The sequence below is a fragment of the Micromonospora sp. NPDC051925 genome, assembly GCF_044548625.1.
GTDB lineage: Bacteria > Actinomycetota > Actinomycetes > Mycobacteriales > Micromonosporaceae > Micromonospora.
This window is the reverse complement of the sequence record NZ_JBIUCH010000010.1, coordinates 244,428-263,176: the sequence shown is the minus strand read 5'-3', so window position 1 is coordinate 263,176 and position 18,749 is coordinate 244,428. Positions and strand designations below refer to the sequence as shown.

At 73.2% G+C, this 18,749-nt stretch carries 13 protein-coding genes and 1 pseudogene; 6 read left to right on the top strand and 8 right to left on the bottom strand.

Features of this window, described 5'->3' with window-relative positions; translation table 11 throughout:
- The first annotated feature begins 212 nt into the window (after window positions 1–212).
- Entirely contained in the window at window positions 213–1,421 is a 1,209-nt protein-coding gene (coaE, locus tag ACIG87_RS16275; protein ID WP_396851302.1) for a dephospho-CoA kinase, read from the top strand.
- A gap of 3 nt (window positions 1,422–1,424) precedes the next feature.
- On the opposite strand, the gene ACIG87_RS16270 is transcribed toward coaE, so the two are convergent.
- Complete coding sequence (locus ACIG87_RS16270; RefSeq protein WP_396851301.1) at window positions 1,425–2,894, bottom strand: hypothetical protein; 1,470 nt, start codon at window positions 2,892–2,894, stop codon at window positions 1,425–1,427.
- Between the two features lie 524 nt (window positions 2,895–3,418).
- Here ACIG87_RS16270 and uvrB point away from each other — a divergent pair.
- Together uvrB and ACIG87_RS16260 are read left to right on the top strand one after the other, a co-directional pair.
- Entirely contained in the window at window positions 3,419–5,527 is a 2,109-nt protein-coding gene (gene uvrB, locus ACIG87_RS16265) for an excinuclease ABC subunit UvrB (protein ID WP_396851300.1), read from the top strand.
- 341 nt (window positions 5,528–5,868) lie between these two features.
- A pseudogene (locus tag ACIG87_RS16260) lies at window positions 5,869–6,723 on the top strand (helix-turn-helix domain-containing protein); the annotation flags it as partial.
- Window positions 6,724–6,870: 147 nt separating this feature from the next.
- Here the strand turns inward: ACIG87_RS16260 and ACIG87_RS16255 are convergent.
- Window positions 6,871–7,632: an SDR family oxidoreductase gene (locus tag ACIG87_RS16255; protein WP_396851299.1), complete on the bottom strand. Its 762-nt coding sequence runs from the start codon at window positions 7,630–7,632 to the stop codon at window positions 6,871–6,873.
- A 242-nt stretch (window positions 7,633–7,874) separates the two neighbouring features.
- Window positions 7,875–8,168, bottom strand: coding sequence for an antibiotic biosynthesis monooxygenase family protein (locus ACIG87_RS16250; protein ID WP_396851298.1), 294 nt, complete (start codon window positions 8,166–8,168; stop codon window positions 7,875–7,877).
- Window positions 8,169–8,564: 396 nt separating this feature from the next.
- On the opposite strand from ACIG87_RS16250, the gene ACIG87_RS16245 reads away from it, so the two are divergent.
- A complete protein-coding gene (locus ACIG87_RS16245; protein WP_396851297.1) occupies window positions 8,565–9,563 on the top strand; it encodes a TerC family protein in 999 nt (332 codons plus the stop codon).
- A gap of 50 nt (window positions 9,564–9,613) precedes the next feature.
- On the opposite strand, the gene ACIG87_RS16240 is transcribed toward ACIG87_RS16245, so the two are convergent.
- Complete coding sequence (locus ACIG87_RS16240; RefSeq protein ID WP_396851296.1) at window positions 9,614–10,543, bottom strand: NlpC/P60 family protein; 930 nt, start codon at window positions 10,541–10,543, stop codon at window positions 9,614–9,616.
- 60 nt (window positions 10,544–10,603) lie between these two features.
- Window positions 10,604–11,701, bottom strand: a complete 1,098-nt coding sequence (locus ACIG87_RS16235) for a mandelate racemase/muconate lactonizing enzyme family protein (protein WP_396851295.1) — start codon at window positions 11,699–11,701, stop codon at window positions 10,604–10,606.
- Between the two features lie 43 nt (window positions 11,702–11,744).
- Between ACIG87_RS16235 and ACIG87_RS16230 the strand changes: the two genes are divergently transcribed.
- Window positions 11,745–12,542, top strand: a complete 798-nt coding sequence (locus ACIG87_RS16230) for a tyrosine-protein phosphatase (RefSeq protein WP_396851294.1) — start codon at window positions 11,745–11,747, stop codon at window positions 12,540–12,542.
- A 6-nt stretch (window positions 12,543–12,548) separates the two neighbouring features.
- On the opposite strand, the gene ACIG87_RS16225 is transcribed toward ACIG87_RS16230, so the two are convergent.
- From ACIG87_RS16225 to ACIG87_RS16215, 3 genes are all read right to left on the bottom strand, one after another.
- Window positions 12,549–13,406 carry a serine hydrolase gene (locus ACIG87_RS16225; RefSeq protein ID WP_396851293.1) on the bottom strand — a complete coding sequence of 286 codons (858 nt, stop codon included), beginning with the start codon at window positions 13,404–13,406 and terminating at the stop codon, window positions 12,549–12,551.
- A gap of 206 nt (window positions 13,407–13,612) precedes the next feature.
- The gene (gene typA / locus ACIG87_RS16220; RefSeq protein WP_396851292.1) at window positions 13,613–15,481 is read right to left on the bottom strand and encodes a translational GTPase TypA; all 1,869 of its coding nucleotides are present in this window, start codon (window positions 15,479–15,481) and stop codon (window positions 13,613–13,615) included.
- 420 nt (window positions 15,482–15,901) lie between these two features.
- Window positions 15,902–18,082 (bottom strand): MMPL family transporter, encoded by a 2,181-nt coding sequence (locus ACIG87_RS16215; RefSeq protein ID WP_396851291.1) that lies wholly within the window; start codon window positions 18,080–18,082, stop codon window positions 15,902–15,904.
- Between the two features lie 148 nt (window positions 18,083–18,230).
- Here ACIG87_RS16215 and ACIG87_RS16210 point away from each other — a divergent pair, with 148 nt between their 5' ends.
- On the top strand, window positions 18,231–18,746 hold the full coding sequence (locus ACIG87_RS16210) for a MarR family winged helix-turn-helix transcriptional regulator (protein WP_396851329.1): 516 nt from the start codon (window positions 18,231–18,233) through the stop codon (window positions 18,744–18,746).
- Window positions 18,747–18,749 lie beyond the last annotated feature (3 nt).

Here is an 18,749-nt window from a genome sequence, read left to right as displayed (position 1 = left end):
GGATCGCGGGGCGGGGCTCTCGCCGTCTCCCCGTCCCCGCCACCCGTCGGGGTCGGACATCGGCCCGGCGGTGACCCCCCTGCCCGCCGGTCGGTACGTTCGGCCGCCCCTGCGCCCGTCCGGCCACGCTGTCCTGCACCCGTCGGGCCAGGCTGTCCTGCACGCGCGGGGGCGGTGTGGTGGGTCGGGAGTCGATCCGGTTGACTGGGTCGGTGCTGAGGGTGGGGTTGACCGGGGGCATCGGTTCCGGCAAGAGCGCGGTGGCGGCCCGGCTGGCAGAGCGGGGCGCGGTCATCGTCGACTCCGACCGGATCGCCCGCGAGGTGGTCGCGCCGGGCAGCGAAGGGTTGGCCGCGATCGTCGCCGCCTTCTCCGACCGGGTACTGGCCGCCGACGGGGCACTGGACCGGGCGGCGCTGGGCGCGGTGGTCTTCGCCGACGAGGCCGCCCGTCGTCGGCTGGAGGAGATCACCCATCCCCGGGTACGGGCCCGCACCGCCGAACTGTTCGCCGCGGCACCCACCGACGCGGTGGTGGTCAATGACGTGCCGCTGCTGGTGGAGGTGGGGCTCGCACCGACGTACCACCTGGTGGTGGTGGTGCAGACGGCCCTGGACATCCGGCTGGAGCGGCTGGGGCGGGACCGGGGAATGACCCGTGCGGAGGCCGAGCGGCGGATCGCCGCCCAGGCCGACGACGCCCGCCGTCGCGCGGCGGCCGACGTGGTCCTCCACAACGACGGCGCTCTCGACGAGCTGCACGCCGCCGTGGACGCCCTCTGGTGGCAGCGGCTGCTGCCCTACGAGCGCAACGTGCGGGAACACCGAGCGGTCCCCGACGGGCAGGCGGCGCTGACCGAGCCGGACCCGACCTGGCCGCAGCAGTACGCCCGGCTCGCCGCCCGGATCCGGCACGCGGTCGCCCCGGCCGACCTACGGATCGACCATGTCGGCCCGACCGCCGTTGCGGGGCTGGCCGGGCGGAATGTCATCGACGTGCAGGTGACCGTGCCGTCGCTGGCCGAGGCGGACGGCCCGTTGGCACGGCGGCTCGCCGACGCCGGGTTCCCGAGGGTGCCCGAGGCCCGTGGGGACAGCCCCCGGCCGACGGCCAGCGGAGGCGGTACGGGCAGCGGAGGCGGTATGGGCAGCGCGGCCAGCGAGAGCGGGCAGCAGCGGCTGCACGGCAGCGCCGACCCGGGCCGGCCGGTCCGGGTGCACCTGCGGGTGGCGGGATCGCCCGGTTGGCGTCACGCCCTGCTGATGCGTGACCACCTGCGTGCCGACCCCGATCAGCGGGCCGCGTACCTGCTGCTGGTGGCCTCGGACGGCGCGGCGTCCGCCACCGCCGACGACCCGTGGTGCGAGGAGGAGCACCTGCGGGCGGAGGCCTGGGCCGCGCGGACCGGCTGGCACCCCTGACCCTCACCGCCTGCCGGCCGGTGCGGTGGGCCGCGCGGTGACGCCAGCGGGCCCGGGTCGGGGGCGGGACGGCTTCGGACGGGGCGGGACGACTCCCGCCGGCAGCGGGCCGGGGCTCAGGTCCAGCTGTGCCCACAACCCACCGGGGGTGCGCAGCTCCAGTCGATGCAGGAAGCTGGAACGGTCCAGCCAGTACCTCAGCCGTTGGCCCTGGTGGCGCACCTCGAACACGTCCACCGGTCGGCCGGCCCGCCGGTCGCCCCGTACCCGTATCGCCGTGCTGCTGGCCGGGGCGGGCCCGCCGGCCCGCAACGCCGCGTCGACCAGCACGTCCAGCCCGTCGGTCGGCTGCCCACCGATCCGCCAACCGGCTTGGGCCGGCGGCGGCAGCGGCGGAACCGACGGCGGTCCGGGGGCTGCGAGGTCCGGCCCGACCGGTACGTCCGCCCGGCCGAAGCCGGCCCGGTCCCGGCGAAGCAGCGTCCGGCGGCCGAGGGTGTCCAGCTCGGAGACCGACAGGTAGGCGACGCCACCGGACCAGCTCAGCCAGCCGGCGCCGCGCAGGTTGGCGGCGCTGCCGAGTGGTGCGGTCACGGTGACGGCGGCCCCGGGGCCGGTGTGCAGCCGGGTGGCCAGCCGGCCCAGCCGTGCCACCTCCTCGTCGGTGAGGGCCCGGGGCAGTCCGGGCCGACCACCGAGCGCGTCGACCGGCCACGGTGTCGGCCGGTCGATCCGGTCCAGCTCGACGGTGATCGGGGTGCCGTCGACGAGCCGGCCCGCCCAGCGACGTAGCCGGGCGTCCCGGTCGACCCACCAGCGGGGGTCCGCGTCCCCCGCCACCGGATGATCGGCCGGTGCGGCGGTCGGCCCGACCGGCCGCAGCGCTGCCTGGAGGACGTCCACCGGGTCGCCGCCGAGGGTGTCCCGCCCGATCCAGCGTCCGCCGCCGGCCCGCAGTGGTTCCGCCGGTTCGGCCCGGTCGGCGGCGAGCGCGAAGAGGACGGCGAGCGCCCCGGCCAGGCCCCGCCCGCTCGGCAGGTCGCGCAGCCGCCACCGGTCACCGGGCGGCACCAGCGGCGGCCGGGCCGGGGTCACGATCGCCGTGGGGTCGGGGCGTTGCACCACCACCGACCGGGTGGCCTGCACCAGTCCCCGGTCCTGCCCGGCGCCCGGACCGCCCACCTGGAGGTAGGCCAACGGACGGGACCAGTCGACCCAGCCGACCAGGTCGGTGCGGCCGGCCCCGGTGCCGACGGCCACCCGTACCCCGGCCCGGACGTCCCGGTAGGTGGTGACCCGGACGGCGGCCAGCCGCTCGGCCTCGTCGCCGGTCAGCGCGCGGGCCGGCTCCGCCGGTGCGGGTGCCCAGCTGAGCAGGGCGGCCACCAGCGCGGCGGCGGAGGTGGCGGCGACCACGCCCAGGGCGACCAGGGCGGTACGTCGACGGCCCGGCGCGCTCTCGTCGACGTCCACCGCAGTGGGTTCGACGACGGCGACCGGCGTACCGGCCTTCCGGTGGTGCCGGCCGGGGCGTCGTCGGCCGGGTCCGGCCGGTGGCGGGCGCGCTGTGGAGGGGTGTCGCGGCCGGTCGGACGAGGTCTCCACGTGTGGTTGAACGGGCCGGCCCGGGGCGGGGTGACGCCGGCGCGACGGCCGGGGCGGCGGGTCGGTCGGGGCGAAGGGTCTGTCAGGGCGGCGGGTCTGCCGGGGCGAAGGGTCTGCCGGGAATGCAGGGGCGCTCGCGGCGGGCCGGTCTGCGCCAGGGGCGCGACCACCCGGGATGCGCACGCCGGTGATGTCCGGGTGCTGCGACCCCAGGTGCCGGGTGGTGGGAGCCTGTCGAGGGCCCGGCCACCGCCGCGGTCGGCCGCCGCGAGCGGCCTACGGTGTCCAGGCTAGCCCTCGCAGATGTGGGCCACAATGGCAATATCGAAGCTGATCACGGGGCCGGCGGTGGTCGCGGTGGTTTGTCGGACCTGCGGCGTACCGTGGGGACCATGGCGCTCGACATTCCCCGGCTCGACGGTCGCTTCCAGGTCGTCAGCGATTTCCAGCCGGCCGGCGACCAACCGGCCGCGATCGACGATCTTGAGCGTCGGGTCCGGCGTGGCGATCGTAACACCGTGCTGCTCGGCGCCACCGGCACCGGCAAGAGCGCCACCACGGCCTGGCTGATCGAGCGGCTGCAACGGCCGACCCTGGTACTCGCCCCCAACAAGACGCTCTGCGCCCAGCTGGCCAAGGAGTTCAGCGAGCTGCTCCCGCACAACTCGGTGGAGTACTTCGTCTCCTACTACGACTACTACCAGCCCGAGGCGTACATCCCGCAGACCGACACCTACATCGAGAAGGACTCCTCGATCAACGAGGAGGTCGAGCGGCTGCGGCACAAGGCGACCATGTCGCTGCTCACCCGGCGCGACACGATCGTGGTGGCCACCGTCTCGGCCATCTACGGCCTGGGCACCCCCGAGGAATACCTCGACCGGGCCGTCCGGATCACCGTCGGTCAGGAGCTCGACCGCGACCAGCTGCTGCGCCGGCTGGTCGACATCCAGTACACCCGCAACGACATGGCCTTCCAGCGGGGCACCTTCCGGGTCCGGGGTGACACCCTGGAGATCATCCCGGCGTACGAGGAGCTGGCGGTCCGGATCGAGCTCTTCGGTGACGAGGTGGAGAAGCTCTACTACCTCAACCCGCTCACCGGTGACGTGGTCAAGGAGGTCGACCATCTGCTGATCTTCCCGGCCACCCACTACGCGGCCGGTCCGGAGCGGATGGAACGGGCGACCCGGGACATCGAGGCCGAGCTGGGGGAGCGGCTGGCCGAGCTGGAACGGCAGGGCAAGCTGCTGGAGGCGCAGCGGCTGCGGATGCGCACCACCTACGACCTGGAGATGATGCGTCAGGTCGGGTTCTGCTCCGGCATCGAGAACTACTCCATGCACATCGACGGCCGGCTGCCCGGCAGTCCGCCGCACTGTCTGCTCGACTACTTCCCGGACGACTTCCTCACCGTGGTCGACGAGTCACACGTCACCATCCCGCAGATCGGCGGCATGTTCGAGGGCGACGCGTCGCGCAAGCGGATGCTCATCGACCACGGTTTCCGGCTGCCCAGCGCCGCCGACAACCGCCCGCTGCGCTTCGACGAGTTCCTGGAGCGGGTCGGTCAGCTGGTCTTCCTGTCGGCCACCCCGGGCCCGTGGGAGATGGAGCAGGCCCAGGGCGAGTTCGTCGAGCAGGTGATCCGTCCCACCGGCCTGATCGATCCGGAGGTCGTGATCAAACCGACCAAGGGTCAGATCGACGACCTGATGCACGAGATCAAGCTGCGTACCGAGCGGGACGAGCGGGTGCTGGTCACCACGCTGACCAAGAAGATGGCCGAGGACCTGTCCGACTACCTCCTGGAGAACGGCATCCGGGTGCGTTACCTGCACTCCGAGGTCGACACGCTGCGCCGGGTGGAGCTGCTGCGCGAGCTGCGTAAGGGCGACTACGACGTGCTGGTCGGCATCAACCTGCTCCGGGAGGGCCTCGACCTGCCCGAGGTCTCCCTGGTGGCGATCCTGGACGCCGACAAGGAGGGCTTCCTGCGCAGCGGCCGGTCGCTGATCCAGACCATCGGCCGGGCCGCCCGCAACGTCTCCGGCCAGGTGCACATGTACGCCGACAAGATCACCCCTTCGATGGCGTCGGCGATCGACGAGACCAACCGTCGCCGGGCCAAGCAGATCGCGCACAACGAGGCGCACGGGATCAGCCCCGAGCCGCTGCGCAAGAAGATCCACGACATCCTCGACGACATCTACCGCGAGGCGGAGGACACCGAGAGTTCGCGGATCGGTGGGGCCGCCCGGCAGCTCTCCCGGGGCAAGGCGCCGGTCAAGGAGACCCGCAGCCGCAGCCGGGCCACCGCGGGCACGCCGTCGCGGGAGGGCATGGCCCGCGCCGACCTGGCGCAGCTGATCCAGGAGCTCAACGACCAGATGCTCGCCGCTGCCCGGGAACTGCAGTTCGAGCTGGCCGCGCGGATCCGGGACGAGGTCGCCGACCTGAAGAAGGAACTGCGCGGGATGGACGCCGCCGGGGTGAAGTGACGGGCGACACCGACTACGGTTTCCGGGACTGTGCGGCCCGGGAGCTGGCCGGGAAGGCCTGGTCGTCAGGCGCCTACCGGCTCTGGAGACCCCGGCCCATTGCCCGACCGCGCGGCGTCGACGGCCCGGCGGGCTGAGTGGCGCGGTGGGCTGAGTGGCGTCGGCGGACCGGCGGGTGGTGCGAGTGGCGTCGACGGCCGGGCGGCAGCGGCGGCCAGGTCGGCGGTCGTGCCCGCCGACCAGACGGTATCCGATTTCGGTGCAGATAAATGTTGCGTTGAGCAAGCGATGTGTTGCCCTGGGTGATGATCCTGCGTACCCTCCCTCGTGGGGAGGCTGGGATGCCATTGTCATCGAGTCCTGTCATTCGACGTGCGCGGCTCGGCGCCGAGCTGCGCCAGTTACGCAGACGGGAGGCGCTGACACTGGAACAGGTCTGTACCCGGTTGGGCTGGGCCTCCACCTCGAAGCTGTCCCGCATCGAGCTGGGGCAGAGCCGGCCCGATCTGGCCGACGTCCTCGACCTGCTGGACGTCTACGAGGTCCCGTCGCCGCAGCGCGAGGCGCTGATCGTCATCGCCCGGGACGCGGCGACCGGTCGCGGCTGGTGGAAGGCGCTCGGCGAGATGAGCGAGCGGCAACGCACCTACGCCGAGTTGGAGGCGGGGGCGGCGAGCATCGTGGAGTACCAGCCGACGGTGCTGCCCGGCCTGCTCCAGGCTCCCGGCTACGCCCGGCTGCGGATCACTGCCGGCCGGTTGCTGCACCCGGATGTCGACGTCGAGGCCGATCTGCGTGCCCGGCTCACCCGACAGGGAGTGTTGCGCCGTCCCGATCCGCCGCGCTACACCGCCCTGCTCGACGAGCGGGTCTGCGATCCCGCCGGTCTGCCCGACGACGTCTGGCGCGAGCAGTTGGACCATCTGCTGGCCGTGGCCGAGCTGCCGCACGTGACGATCCGGGTGGTGCCCTGTACGGAGGTTCCGCGCGGTGGGGCGTACCCGTTGACCGCCTTCTCGTGTTATTCGTTCCCTGACCCGGCCGATCCGCGCACGGTGATGCTGGAGGCGTTGACCACCGACGTGCGGCTGGCCTCCGACGCCGACGTCAGTCGCTACGACCGGATGACCGGTTGGCTCTCCGCCGCCGCGCTCAGCCCGGCGGAGACGATGGAGCTGATCGGCCGAAAGGCGGCCGGTCTCGCCGCCGATCCACCCGCGGGCGCAGCGGCCGGGCCGCCGGCTGACGAGGACATTGTCCGGGACGGGCGGGAGGCCGCCGACCGGGCCGGCGGTGTCGTGCCCGGGACGCCGCAGGTCACCCGGCGGGCGGCTGCTCCGGGCTCACCCGTGGCGGCGGAACCCACCCTCGGAGTCGATGACCTGGCCGGTGATCCAGTCCGCCTCCCGTGAGCAGAGGAAGCGGACCAGTCGCGCCGCGTCCTGTGGGGTGCCCCAACGCCCACCCGGGAAGAGCGCCGCCACGGCGGCGTGTGCGTCCGGTGGGGCGTACCCGGTGTCGGTCGGCCCGGGGTTGAGGCAGTTGACGGTGATCCCTCGGGGCATCAGCAGCGGCGCGAGCTGGGTGGTGAGGTTCTCCACGCCGGCCTTGCTGGCCGCGTAGGCCAACTCGTCCGGCATCGGGCCGAGGCGCTGGCCGCTGGAGAAGAACACCAACCGGCCACCTGCCCCGGCGGTGAACGCGGTGGCGAACGCGTCGGCCAACAGCAGCGTGGCCCGGACGTTCACCAGCAGGTGCCGGTCGATCTGGGCCACGTCCAGCTCACCCAGGCCGGTGCGGGTGGAATAGGCGTGCGCCGCCACCACCGCGTCGAGCCGACCGTGCCGGCGTACCGCCTCGGCGACCAGGGCGGCCGGGGTGGCGGGGTCGAGCAGGTCGGCGGCGACGTGGCCGGCGGCGTCGCCCAGCTCGGCCAACAGCGCCGGTACGCCGTCCGGGTCACCGCCGTAGGGCTGGGCGTCGTCGTAGTCGGGCAGGCCGGTGAGGAGCAGCCGGTGCCCGTCGGCGGCGAGGGTGCGGGCGACTGCCGCGCCGATGCCGATCCGCCGGCTCACCCCGGTCACCAGGAACACCCGTTCGGTCATGCGGACCAGTCAACCGGGCCGGTGGGCCGGACGCCACGGGTTATCGCCGCGCTGGTCACGCAGGCCAGTCGATCGGGCCGGACGCCACGGATCGTCGCCGCGCCACCAGGTGCGCCCCAGCCGCGTGACCACCGGACCCGGCGCCCCCGAACGCGTCGGAGCCGGTGTGCCGCGCGTGCGCCGCACGATAGCCCCGGGGTACGACAGGTCCGCTTGAGTAGGAATCGACCGGAACGACTTCCTCAGGCCGGCACGTCGACGAAGTGCTCGACCCGGGGCGGGCCGGCGAAGTGCGGGCCGATCAGTGCCCGCCACCTGCCGAACGCCTCGGTGGCCCGGAAGTTCTCCTCGTGCGCCTGCACCGAGTCCCACTCGACCAGCAGGACGAACCGGGAGGGGGACTCGATGCCCCGGGTCATCCGGACCGAGCGGCAGCCCTGGGCGGCGACGATGATGGGATGCGCCGCCGCGTAGGCGGCGGCGAACTCGTCCTCGTGTCCGGGCAGTACGTCGATGAGCGCGACCTCAAGCACCATGCCTGACAGCCTGCCACGCCGCCCCGGTCCCGCGACGCTCCGGGGGACCTCCCCACCCGTCCACCCCTAGCCTCCTAGGATGCCCTAGCGGGTGTGCTGTCACCGCGCTCGGTGCCGGAACGTGATGCTGTCGGCAAAGCGGGCCGCAGGAGGTGCGCCCGTGGCCCTCGATGGTGAACAATGGCGGCCGAGGAGGGGAGTATTCCCTCGCGACGGAGTCGTCAGCACGGTCGAGCGTCGTCCCCGACGATCGACCCGGCTCCGCCGGTCAGCGTCCCGTTCGTGGGTCGCTGGCGGAAGAGACCTCCGACAGTCACCCGTGTGTGCGTCGTCGCCCACCCCGCCGTCACGCGGCGTACGGTGTGCCCGACGCCGCGTGTCTGCCGGAGGAATGGATTGAACGTGTCCGGAATGGTGTGGGCGGGAACCCTCGTCGCACTGACGGCGGTGCTCCTCGTCGACCTCTTCATCATCGGTCGCCGGCCGCACGAGCCCAGCGTCCGCGAGTCGAGCCTCTGGGTCAGCTTCTACGTCGGCCTGGCGCTGCTCTTCGGGGCGGGGCTGTGGGTCACCGCGGGCGGCAGCGTGGCCGGCCAGTTCTACACCGGTTGGCTCACCGAGTACAGCCTCTCGGTCGACAACCTCTTCGTCTTCGTGATCATCATGGCCCGCTTCGGGGTGCCCCGGAAGTACCAGCAGAAGGTGCTGCTCATCGGCATCGTGCTGGCCCTGGTCATGCGGGGTGGCTTCATCGCCGCCGGGGCAGCGCTGATCTCCCAGTTCTCCTGGGTGTTCTACATCTTCGGCGCGTTCCTGATCTACACGGCGATCAACCTGGCCCGCCAGGGCGAGCCGGAGGAGGACGAGTTCAAGGAGAACGTGCTGATCCGGTGGAGCCGCAAGGCGCTGCCGCTCTCGCGGGACTACGACGGCGCGAAGCTGACCACGCACCAGGCCGGCCGGCGGCTGTTCACCCCGATGCTGGTGGTGATGATCGCGATCGGCACCACCGACCTGATCTTCGCGTTGGACTCGATCCCGGCGATCTTCGGCATCACCCAGGAGCCGTACCTGGTCTTCACCGCCAACGTCTTCGCGCTGATGGGGCTACGACAGCTCTACTTCCTGGTCGGTGGGCTGCTCGACCGGCTGATCTACCTGAGCTACGGCCTGGCCGTGGTGCTCGGTTTCATCGGCGTCAAACTGGTGCTGGAGGCGCTGGCCGACAACAACCTGCCGTTCCTCAACAGTGGCGAGCCGATCGGCTGGGCCCCGCACATTCCGATCTGGCTCTCGTTGACGGTCATCCTCGGCTGCCTCGCCGTGGCGACGGTGGCCAGCCTGGTCAAGTCCTCCCGGGACCGGCGACGCGAGCTGGCCGAGGCCCGTCGCTGACGTAGGGCCGGAAAGGGCGTCACCACACCCGGTGGCGCCCTTTTCCCGGGTCAGACACGGTGCGCGCCGACCAGGGTGGCGACCCGGTCGGGCGGCAGCGGCTCCGCCAGCACCCGCCGCTGCCGGTAGCAGGCATGCAGCATCCGTGGTCCACTGCCGGCAGTCACCAGGCCGACGTGGTGGATTCCCCGCCCGGGTCGGCCGAAGAAGTAGAGGTCGCCGGGGCGTTCCTCGCCGGCCGGCACCGGTGTGGTGGCCGCCGCCTGGTCGTCGGCGTCGCGGGGCAGCGTCACGCCGAATCGCCGCCAGACCAGGTGGACCAGGCCGGAACAATCGATCCCGTGCCCGGAGAGCCCACCCCAGACGTACGCGACGTCGCGCAGTCGGGCGGCGACGGCGAGCACGTCGTCGGCCGTCGGCGCGGCGGTGGGCAGGTCGGTGACGTCCGCCTCGGGAACCCAGAGCGGATCGGGCCGGCCGGGTGCCCGGACCGGTCGCCACCCGTCGACCGCCGGGCCCACGGGGAGGAGCCGGGTGCCGAGGACGATCCCGGGCAGGGTCACCGGCCCGCCCGGGGCGGCGCGCAGGCCGGTGCTGACGGCGTCGACGACCAGCGGGGTGAGGGAGTCGCCGTCCGGGGCTGCCGGGTCGCCGTCCGGGGACGCCGGCACGAGTTGTGCGGCGGGCAGCCAACCGGGATAGCCGCGGGGGTCGCGGCGGGGGGCGGCCTGTTCCACCGCGACCACCTCGGCCCAGCCGCCGGGGCGCAGCGCGGTCACCAGGACCCGTTCGCCGAGCAGCAGTTGGCTGAGCACGCAGTCGCCGACCCGCTGGGTGGCGTCCATTCCGCTGATCCAGCCGTCGGTGTCGGAGGGCACCGCCAGGGCCGGACGGTCGACCGGCCGGGTCGCGCCGGGATCCGTCCAGAGGGTGGCGACGGCCACCCGTACGAGGGCCTCGCGGCCCGGCTCCAACTCCACGTCGACCTCCGGCTCACGTGTCGGTGCCTACCCGGACGGTAGGTAAGAAAAATGCCACCATCAACCTTGGTGCTGAACTTTAGTTTCGGCCACCGAGGTGATGCCGAGCCCCGGGGCATCCGGCAGCACCACGGTGGCGCCCTCGTACCGCAGCCCACCGCGCACCGGTGACCAGGCCAGCCACCAGGCGGCGTCCAGGTCGGACACCGCGCTGGTCCGGTACGCGGCGGCCAGGCTGGCCGCCGCGCCGACGCCGACCTGACTCTCCATCATGGACCCGACGAGAGCGCCCATCCCGTGCGCGCCGGCCAACTCCAGCAGGGTCCGCGCGGTGCGCAGGCCGCCGCACTTGGCGAGCTTGACGTTGACCATGTCGGCGGCCCGCCGCCGGATCACCTCGACCAGGTCCCGCACCCCGAACACCGCCTCGTCGGCCAGGATCGGCACGCTCACCCGGTCGCCGACCCAGGCCATGCCGTCCAGGTCCCACCGGGCCACCGGCTGCTCGACGAACTCCACGTCGAGCCCGGCGTCCTCGACGCCCCGGATCACCCGGACCGCCTCGCGCGGCGTCCACCCCTGGTTGGCGTCCAACCGGATGCGCACCTGCGGGCCGACGGCCGCCCGGACCGCGCGGACCCGCTCCAGATCGCCCGCCGGGTCCGTACCGACCTTCAGCTTCAGCACGTCGAAGCCCTCGCTTCGCCGTTGCCGGGCCGCCATCGCCAGCTCCGCGCCGTCCCCGGCGGCCAATGTGACGTCCGTCCGGATCCGCAGCGCGGTGCCGCCGAGCAACCGCACCAACGGTACGCCGAGCCGCCGCGCCGCAAGGTCGTGCAGGGCCACGTCCAGCGCCCCCCGGGCCGCCTCGTTGCCGGCCACCGCCGCCTCCACCTCGGCGCACCGGGCCAGTACGTCGTCGGCGTCCCGGCCGACCACCGCCGGGGCGAGCACGTGACGCACGCAGGCCTCCGCGCCGGCCACCGACGCCCCGGTGACCTGCCACACCTGCGGCGCCTCGCCGTAGCCGGACCGCCCGTCGGCGTCGGTCACCTCCACCACCAGGGTCTCCACAGTGGTGGTCCGGCGCAGCGCGGTCACGAACGGGGTGTGCAGGGGTGCGGACAGCCGGTGGGTGCGTACCGCGGCGATCGTCATGTGCGGCACCCTATACGCACGATGTCGCCGGAGAGGGAGGCCGATGAACGTGCGGGACTGGGAGCTGGTGGGCGCACCGAACGCCCGTGACCTGGGCGGACTACCCACCACGGACGGGCGGCGGGTACGGGCGGGCCGGCTGATCCGCACCCCGGCGCTGGGCCGGCTCACCGAGGCCGACCTGACGGTGCTGGGTCGGCTCGCCCCGGCCTGCGTGGTCGACCTGCGCGACGACTCCGAGACGGCGGTCGCCCCGCCGAACCGGTTGGCCGGTGACCCGCACCTGGTCCGGCTGCCGGTGCTCGACCCGGCGCACCCCGCGTTCACGTACCTCTCGGCGGTGCTCCTCGGCCACGACCTCGACGCGTACGACGAACTGGCCCGGCAGGGCGCCCCGGCCGCGATGGCGACGGTCTACCGCTGGTTCGTCACCGGCGAGGCGGCCCGGGTGGGCTTCGCCCGTGCGGTCCGGTTGGCGGCCGATCCGGCGAACCTGCCGCTGCTGTTCCACTGCTCGGCCGGTAAGGACCGCACCGGTTGGCTGGCGGTGGTGCTGCTCACCGCCCTCGGCGTGGACGAGGAGACGGTGCGGGCCGACTACCTGCGGCACAACGAGCTGACGGTGGAGCTGCGCGAGGCGCTGTTGGCGGCGATGCTGCGGCAGCGGCCGGAGCTGGACCCGGAGACGGCGCGGGCGGTGCTGGAGGTCCGCCCCGCCTACCTGGACGCCGGGTACGACGAGGTGCGCCGGGCGCACGGGTCGTTCGACGCGTACCTGGTCGACGGGTTGGGGGTGACCGCGGAGGTCCGCGCCGCCCTGCGGCGGCACCTGCTGGACTGAGGCCGGTCAGCCGGCCAGGTCGTGCCGGGCCGCCCAGGCCGCCGCCGAGACCTCCGCGACCAGCCGGCAGGCGTCGTCGAGGTCGTCGTCGGCTGAGGCGGCGAGGTCGGTGGTGGTGCAGACGGCGATCACGTACGGCGGGGCGTCGTCGGGCAGGACCACGCCGGCACCGTGCCGCACGCCGCGCACCCAGCCGTTCTTGTGGGCGATCCGGGTGCCGTCGGGCAGCCCGGCGGCGAGATCCTCGCGGTGCCGCTGGGCCAGCAGCACGTCCACCATGGCGGCACAGGCCGCCGGGGAGGCCAGCGGCCCGGGACGGTCGACACCGGCGGCCAGCCCGCCGAGCAGCGCCGCCAGGTCGGCGGTGGTGACCAGATTGGTGATGCCCGCCTCCCGGGCGGCGGCGTCCTCGATGCCCCGCCCGGTGACGCTGTGCCGCGCACCGGCGAGCTGCCATGCCTGCGCCACGGCGGGCAGTCCGACCCGGTCGATGAGCAGGTTGGTGGCGAGGTTGCTGGACCGGGTGATCATCCGGTCGGCCAGCCAGCGCGGGGTGGCCCGCCCGCCCAGCCGCTCCCAGACCGCCTCGTCGTTGTCGTAGTGCCGGGCGCAGGAGAACCGGGGTGCGCCCGGCCGGGCGGAGTCGAACTCGTTGACCACCGGCACCGGGGCGTCCAGGGCGAGGGTGCCCGCCTCGGCGGCGCGGTGCAGCGCCAGCAGCACCGCGACCTTCATGGTGCTGGCCGCGTAGTGGGTGGCGTCGGGGGTACGGGTCCAGGTGGGCGGCGCGTCGAGCCGGCCCACGTACGCCGAGACGGTGCCGGGCACCCGGTCCAGCCGGGCGTCGAGATCATCCCAGGTCATGACGGTGACGGTAGCGGACCGCCGGCGCGCACGGCGGTAGCCCTGGGACGGCGGAGCGCCCGGCCCCCGGGACGGGCGGGAGCCCTTGCCGCCCGGGGCGGGCGGGAGTTGCTGGAGCCCGGGGCGGGCGGAGCCTTTGAAGCCCGGGGCGGGCGGAGCCCCGGGCCGCGTGGGGCGGACCGGGGCTCCGGGTGGAACGGGGTGGGTCAGCCGGCGTGCTTGCGGCGGGCGGCCATCCGGCCCCGCTGGGTCTGGTCCAGCACCACCTTGCGAATCCGGACGGCGACCGGGGTCACCTCGACGCACTCGTCCTCGCGGCAGAACTCCAGCGCCTGCTCCAGGGAGAGCTTGCGCGGCGGGATCAGCTTCTCGGTCTCGTCGGAGGTCGAGGCCCGCATGTTGGTGAGCTTCTTCTCCTTGGTGATGTTGACGTCCATGTCGTCGGAGCGGGAGTTCTCCCCGACGATCATGCCCTCGTACACCTCGGTGGTCGGCTCGACGAAGAGCTGGCCGCGTTCCTGCAGGTTGATCATGGCGAACGGGGTGACCACGCCGGTCCGGTCGGCCACCAGCGAACCGTTGTTGCGGGTCCGCAGCTCACCGAACCACGGCTCGTACGACTCGAAGACGTGGTGCAGGATGCCGGTGCCCCGGGTGTCGGTGAGGAACTCGGTGCGGAAGCCGATCAGGCCGCGCGCCGGCACCAGCCACTCCATCCGGATCCAACCGGTGCCGTGGTTGACCAGCTGCTCCATCCGGCCCTTGCGGGTCGCCAGGAGCTGGGTGATCGCGCCCAGGTACTCCTCCGGGGCGTCGATGGTCAGCCGCTCCACCGGCTCGCAGGTCTTGCCGTCGATCTCCTTGGTGACCACCTGCGGCTTGCCGACGGTCAGCTCGTACGACTCGCGGCGCATCTGCTCCACCAGGATGGCCAGGGCCAGCTCGCCTCGGCCCTGCACCTCCCAGGCGTCCGGTCGCTCGGTCGGCAGGACCCGCAGCGACACGTTGCCGACCAGCTCCTTGTCGAGCCGGTCCTTGACCATCCGGGCGGTGACCTTGGCGCCCTTGACCCGGCCGACCAGCGGCGAGGTGTTGGTGCCGATGGTCATCGAGATGGCCGGCTCGTCCACGGTGATCAGCGGCAGCGGGATCGGGTTCTCCGCGTCGGCGAGGGTCTCACCGATCATGATCTCCGGGATGCCGGCGACGGCGATGATGTCGCCGGGTCCGGCCGAGTCGGCCGGCTTGCGCTCCAGCCCCTCGGTCATCAGCATCTCGGAGATGCGGACCCGCTGGGTGCTGCCGTCGGTACGGCACCAGGCCACCGTCTGGCCCTTGTTGATGGTGCCCTGGCGCACCCGGCACAGCGCCAACCGGCCCAGGAACGGCGAGGCGTCGAGGTTGGTGACGTGCGCCTGCAGCGGTGCGTCCTCGTTGTAGGAGGGCGGCGGGATGGTGTCGAGCAGGGTGCGGAACAGCGGCTCCAGGCTGGTGCTGTCGTCCGGCACCGAGCCGTCGGCGGGCTGGGTCAGCGAGGCGATGCCGTCGCGGGCGCAGGCGTAGACGATCGGGAAGTCGATCTGCTCCTCGTCGGCGTCCAGGTCGAGGAAGAGCTCGTAGGTGTCGTCCACGACCTCCTTGATCCGGGCGTCGGGACGGTCCACCTTGTTGATCACCAGGATGATCGGCATCCGGGCCTTGAGCGCCTTGCGGAGCACGAACCGGGTCTGCGGCAGCGGGCCCTCGCTGGCATCGACCAGCAGCACCACCCCGTCGACCATGGTCAGGCCCCGCTCGACCTCGCCACCGAAGTCGGCGTGGCCAGGGGTGTCGATGATGTTGATGGTGACCGGGTCGGAGCCGTCCGCCGGCAGGTACCGCACGCCGGTGTTCTTGGCCAGGATGGTGATGCCCTTTTCCCGTTCGAGGTCCATCGAGTCCATGACGCGCTCGGTGTTCTCACCACGGGCCCCGTAGGCGCCGGCCTGCCGCAACATGGCGTCGACCAGGGTCGTTTTGCCGTGGTCGACGTGGGCGATGATGGCGACATTGCGGAGGTCGGTGCGAAGCTGCATACCCTCCATACTCCTGTCTACGGTTGCCGGGGCAGGTGTCGGGGTCACCCCGACACCGCCCGGATCTCGGCCGGAACTGCTGTTCCGGCCGTGCCAGCTGCTGGTCTGCCGATTCCGCCGGTCCGGTCGGGCCATCCGTGGTCGCGATGATCATGGCGGACGGGGCCGCAGTGATCTTCGGTCTGTCGGTGCCGGGGGGAGACGACCCTGCTGGTCGGTCTCCTAGCGTACGCGGGCCCGCGACGGCCCGTCTCGGCACTGCGGCCGAGGAACGGGGTGGCCGTGACCGGCGACACATCTCCGGAGGGATCGCCGCCGCAGGGGGCTGTCGGCGGCCCGCCCGGATCGCCTCGCCGTGGGCACCCGCCCCGGCCACCCGGGCACACCAGGACCCGGTCCCGCGGAGGTCCAGGATCCGGCTCAGTCCCGGGCGGCGACCTCCCTGCCAGCGGCGTCGACGGCGGGCGCGTCGGTGGGGTCGGTGCTCGTGGGGCCGGTGGTGGGCGCGTCGGTGGCGGCAGCGGTGTCCGGGCTGATCCGGCCCGGCCACCAGAACCGGTCACCGAGCACGAACGCCAGCGCCGGCACCAGCACCGTGCGCACCAACAGGGTGTCGAGCAGCACACCGATGCACACGATGATCCCGATCTGGGTCAGGGTGATCAGCGGCAGCACGCCGAGGACGGCGAAGACCGCGGCGAGCAGGACGCCCGCGCTGGTGATCACCCCGCCGGTGACCCGTAGGGCGGAGAGCATCCCGTCCCGGGTACCGGCCCGGCGGGCGTCCTCTCGGGCCCGGGTGACCAGGAAGATGTTGTAGTCCACCCCGAGGGCGACGAGGAACACGAAGGCCAGCAGGAGCACTCCGCTGTCCAGCGCGGGGAAGTCCAGCACGTGGTCGAAGAGCAGCCAGGCCGCGCCCAGGCTGGCGAAGAAGGACGCGATCACGGTGAGCACCAGCAGCAGCGGGGCGAGCAGTCCGCGCAGCAGCAGCACCAGGACGGCGAGGACGAGCACCAGGATGATCGGCAGGATCAGCCACAGGTCCCGGGTGTTGGCCTCGTCGGAGTCGTAGGTCGCCGCGACGGTGCCCCCGACCAGTGCGCCGTCGGCCGGCTCGGCTCCGGCGACGGCGGGTGGCGCGGAGCCGGGTACGGCGGCGACCGCGTCCCGCAGCGCCTCGACCGCCCGGTCGGACGCCGGGCTGCCCGGTTCGGCGGTCAGCACCACGTCGACCTGGGCGACGCTCGCGCCGGCCGCGCCGGGGCGGGCGGAGGCGACCCCGGGCACGGCTGCGGCGGCCCGGGTGACCGCGTCGGTGGCGGCCGGGTTGGTGAGCACGGCCACCGGCTGGGTGGTGCCGGCGGGGAAGGCCCGGGCCAGTGTCTTGGCCCCGGCGACCGCCTCCGGCTCGACCCGGAACTGCTCGGTCTCGGACAGGCCGGTGCGGACGCCCAGCCCGCCGAGGGCGAGACCGGCGAGCAGCAGGGTGGCCAGCACGGCGACCGGCACCGGGCGGCGGACCACGGCGGTGCCGAGCCGGCCCCACAGCTTGCCCTCGCGGGCCGGGCCGCCGACCCTCGGCACGAACGGCCAGAACAGCCCCCGCCCGAAGACGACCAGCACGGCGGGGAGCACGAACAGCGCCGAGAGCATGGCGAACACGACCCCGGTGGCGCAGGCCACGGCGAGGGCCCGGTTGGTCTCCTGCTCGGACAGCAGCAGGGTGAGTACGCCGAGCACGACGGTGCCGCCACTGGCCAGGATCGGTTCGGCGGTACGGCGTACGGCGGCGCGCATGGCGGCGAACCGGTCCTCGGCGCGGCGCAGCTCCTCCCGGTAACGGGCGATGAGCAGCAGGGCGTAGTCGGTGGCGGCGCCGAAGACCAGCACGCTGGCGATGCCGGTGACCGCGCCCTCCTGGAGGTTGATGCCGACGGCCGGGACGATGGTGTCGACGGCCCGCAGGGTGAGCTGTTCGGTGGCGGCGACCACGATCAGCGGCACGATCCACAGGAACGGGCTGCGGTAGGTGATCAGCAGCAGCAGGGCGACCACGCCGGCGGTGACGGCGAGCAGGGTGACGTCGGCGCCCTCGAAGACCTTGGTCAGGTCGGCGGTGAACGCGGGTGCCCCGGTGACCGCGACGGTGAGCCCGGCGGGCAGGTCGGTGAGGGTGTCGCGGACCTGGGCGACCTGGTCGGCGACGGCCTGCTGGCCGTCGGCGGTGTCCAGCGGCACGGCGAGCAGCGCGACCGTGCCGTCCGGGGAGACCTGGGGCGGGCTGACCTGACCGCCGACGGCGAGCCGGCCCAGCGCGCCGGAGCGGTCGGTGACGGCGGCCCGGTCGGCGTCGGTCAGCGGGCTGCCGTCGTCCCGGCTGACCACGATGACGGCCGGTTGGACGTCGCTGGCCGGTAGCTGGTCCTGAAGGCGTTCCACCTGGGTCGACTGCCACTGCACGGACAGGCCGGTGGCGGAGACGGGGGCGGGGTTGTCGGGCCTGGGGAGCCCGAAGACGACCGCGCCGACGACGATCGCGGCGACCACGGTGAGCCAGGCGGCGAGCCGGCTGCGGGCGACGCGGGTGAACAGAGACATCGAATGCCCTCGTGGTCTGTCGGTGGTGACGCCGGCCCGAAAATAGCCCGGCTGTCGAGTATCTTGATGGCCGAGATTATCGGCCGCTGCTCTATGCTGCAAGCGGACGGACCGACAGGGGGAAACGGCGGGCGTGGCAGCGCACGAGATGTATCGGCGGCGGGACGATCCGCGCGGGCGGATGGTGGCCGACATCACCAACGACCTGCGGCGTTACTCGGTGGACGCGCAGCACATCGGGCACGCCTTCGCCGGCCTACACGGGCTCAACCCGACCGACCTGCACGCGTTGATCGCCGTCATGGACGCCGAACTGCTCGGCGACCCGATCACCCCCGGCCGGCTCGGCGAACAGCTCCACCTCTCCTCGGGGTCGGTGACCGCGCTGATCGACCGGCTGGAACGCGCCGGGCACATCCGCCGGGACCGGGACACCGCCGACCGGCGCAAGGTGTTCCTGCGCTACGCCGACCAGGGGGCCGCCCTGGCGATGAGTTTCTTCGGACCGCTCGGCCGGCGTACCGACGAGGTGATGGCCCGGTTCACCGACGAGGAGCTGGCGATCGTGCACCGGTTCCTGGCCACCATGGTCGCCTCGATGCGGGAGCACCGCGACGCCATGCGGGCCGCCCGGCCCGAACCGCCCCGGCGTCCGGCGGGCTGACCG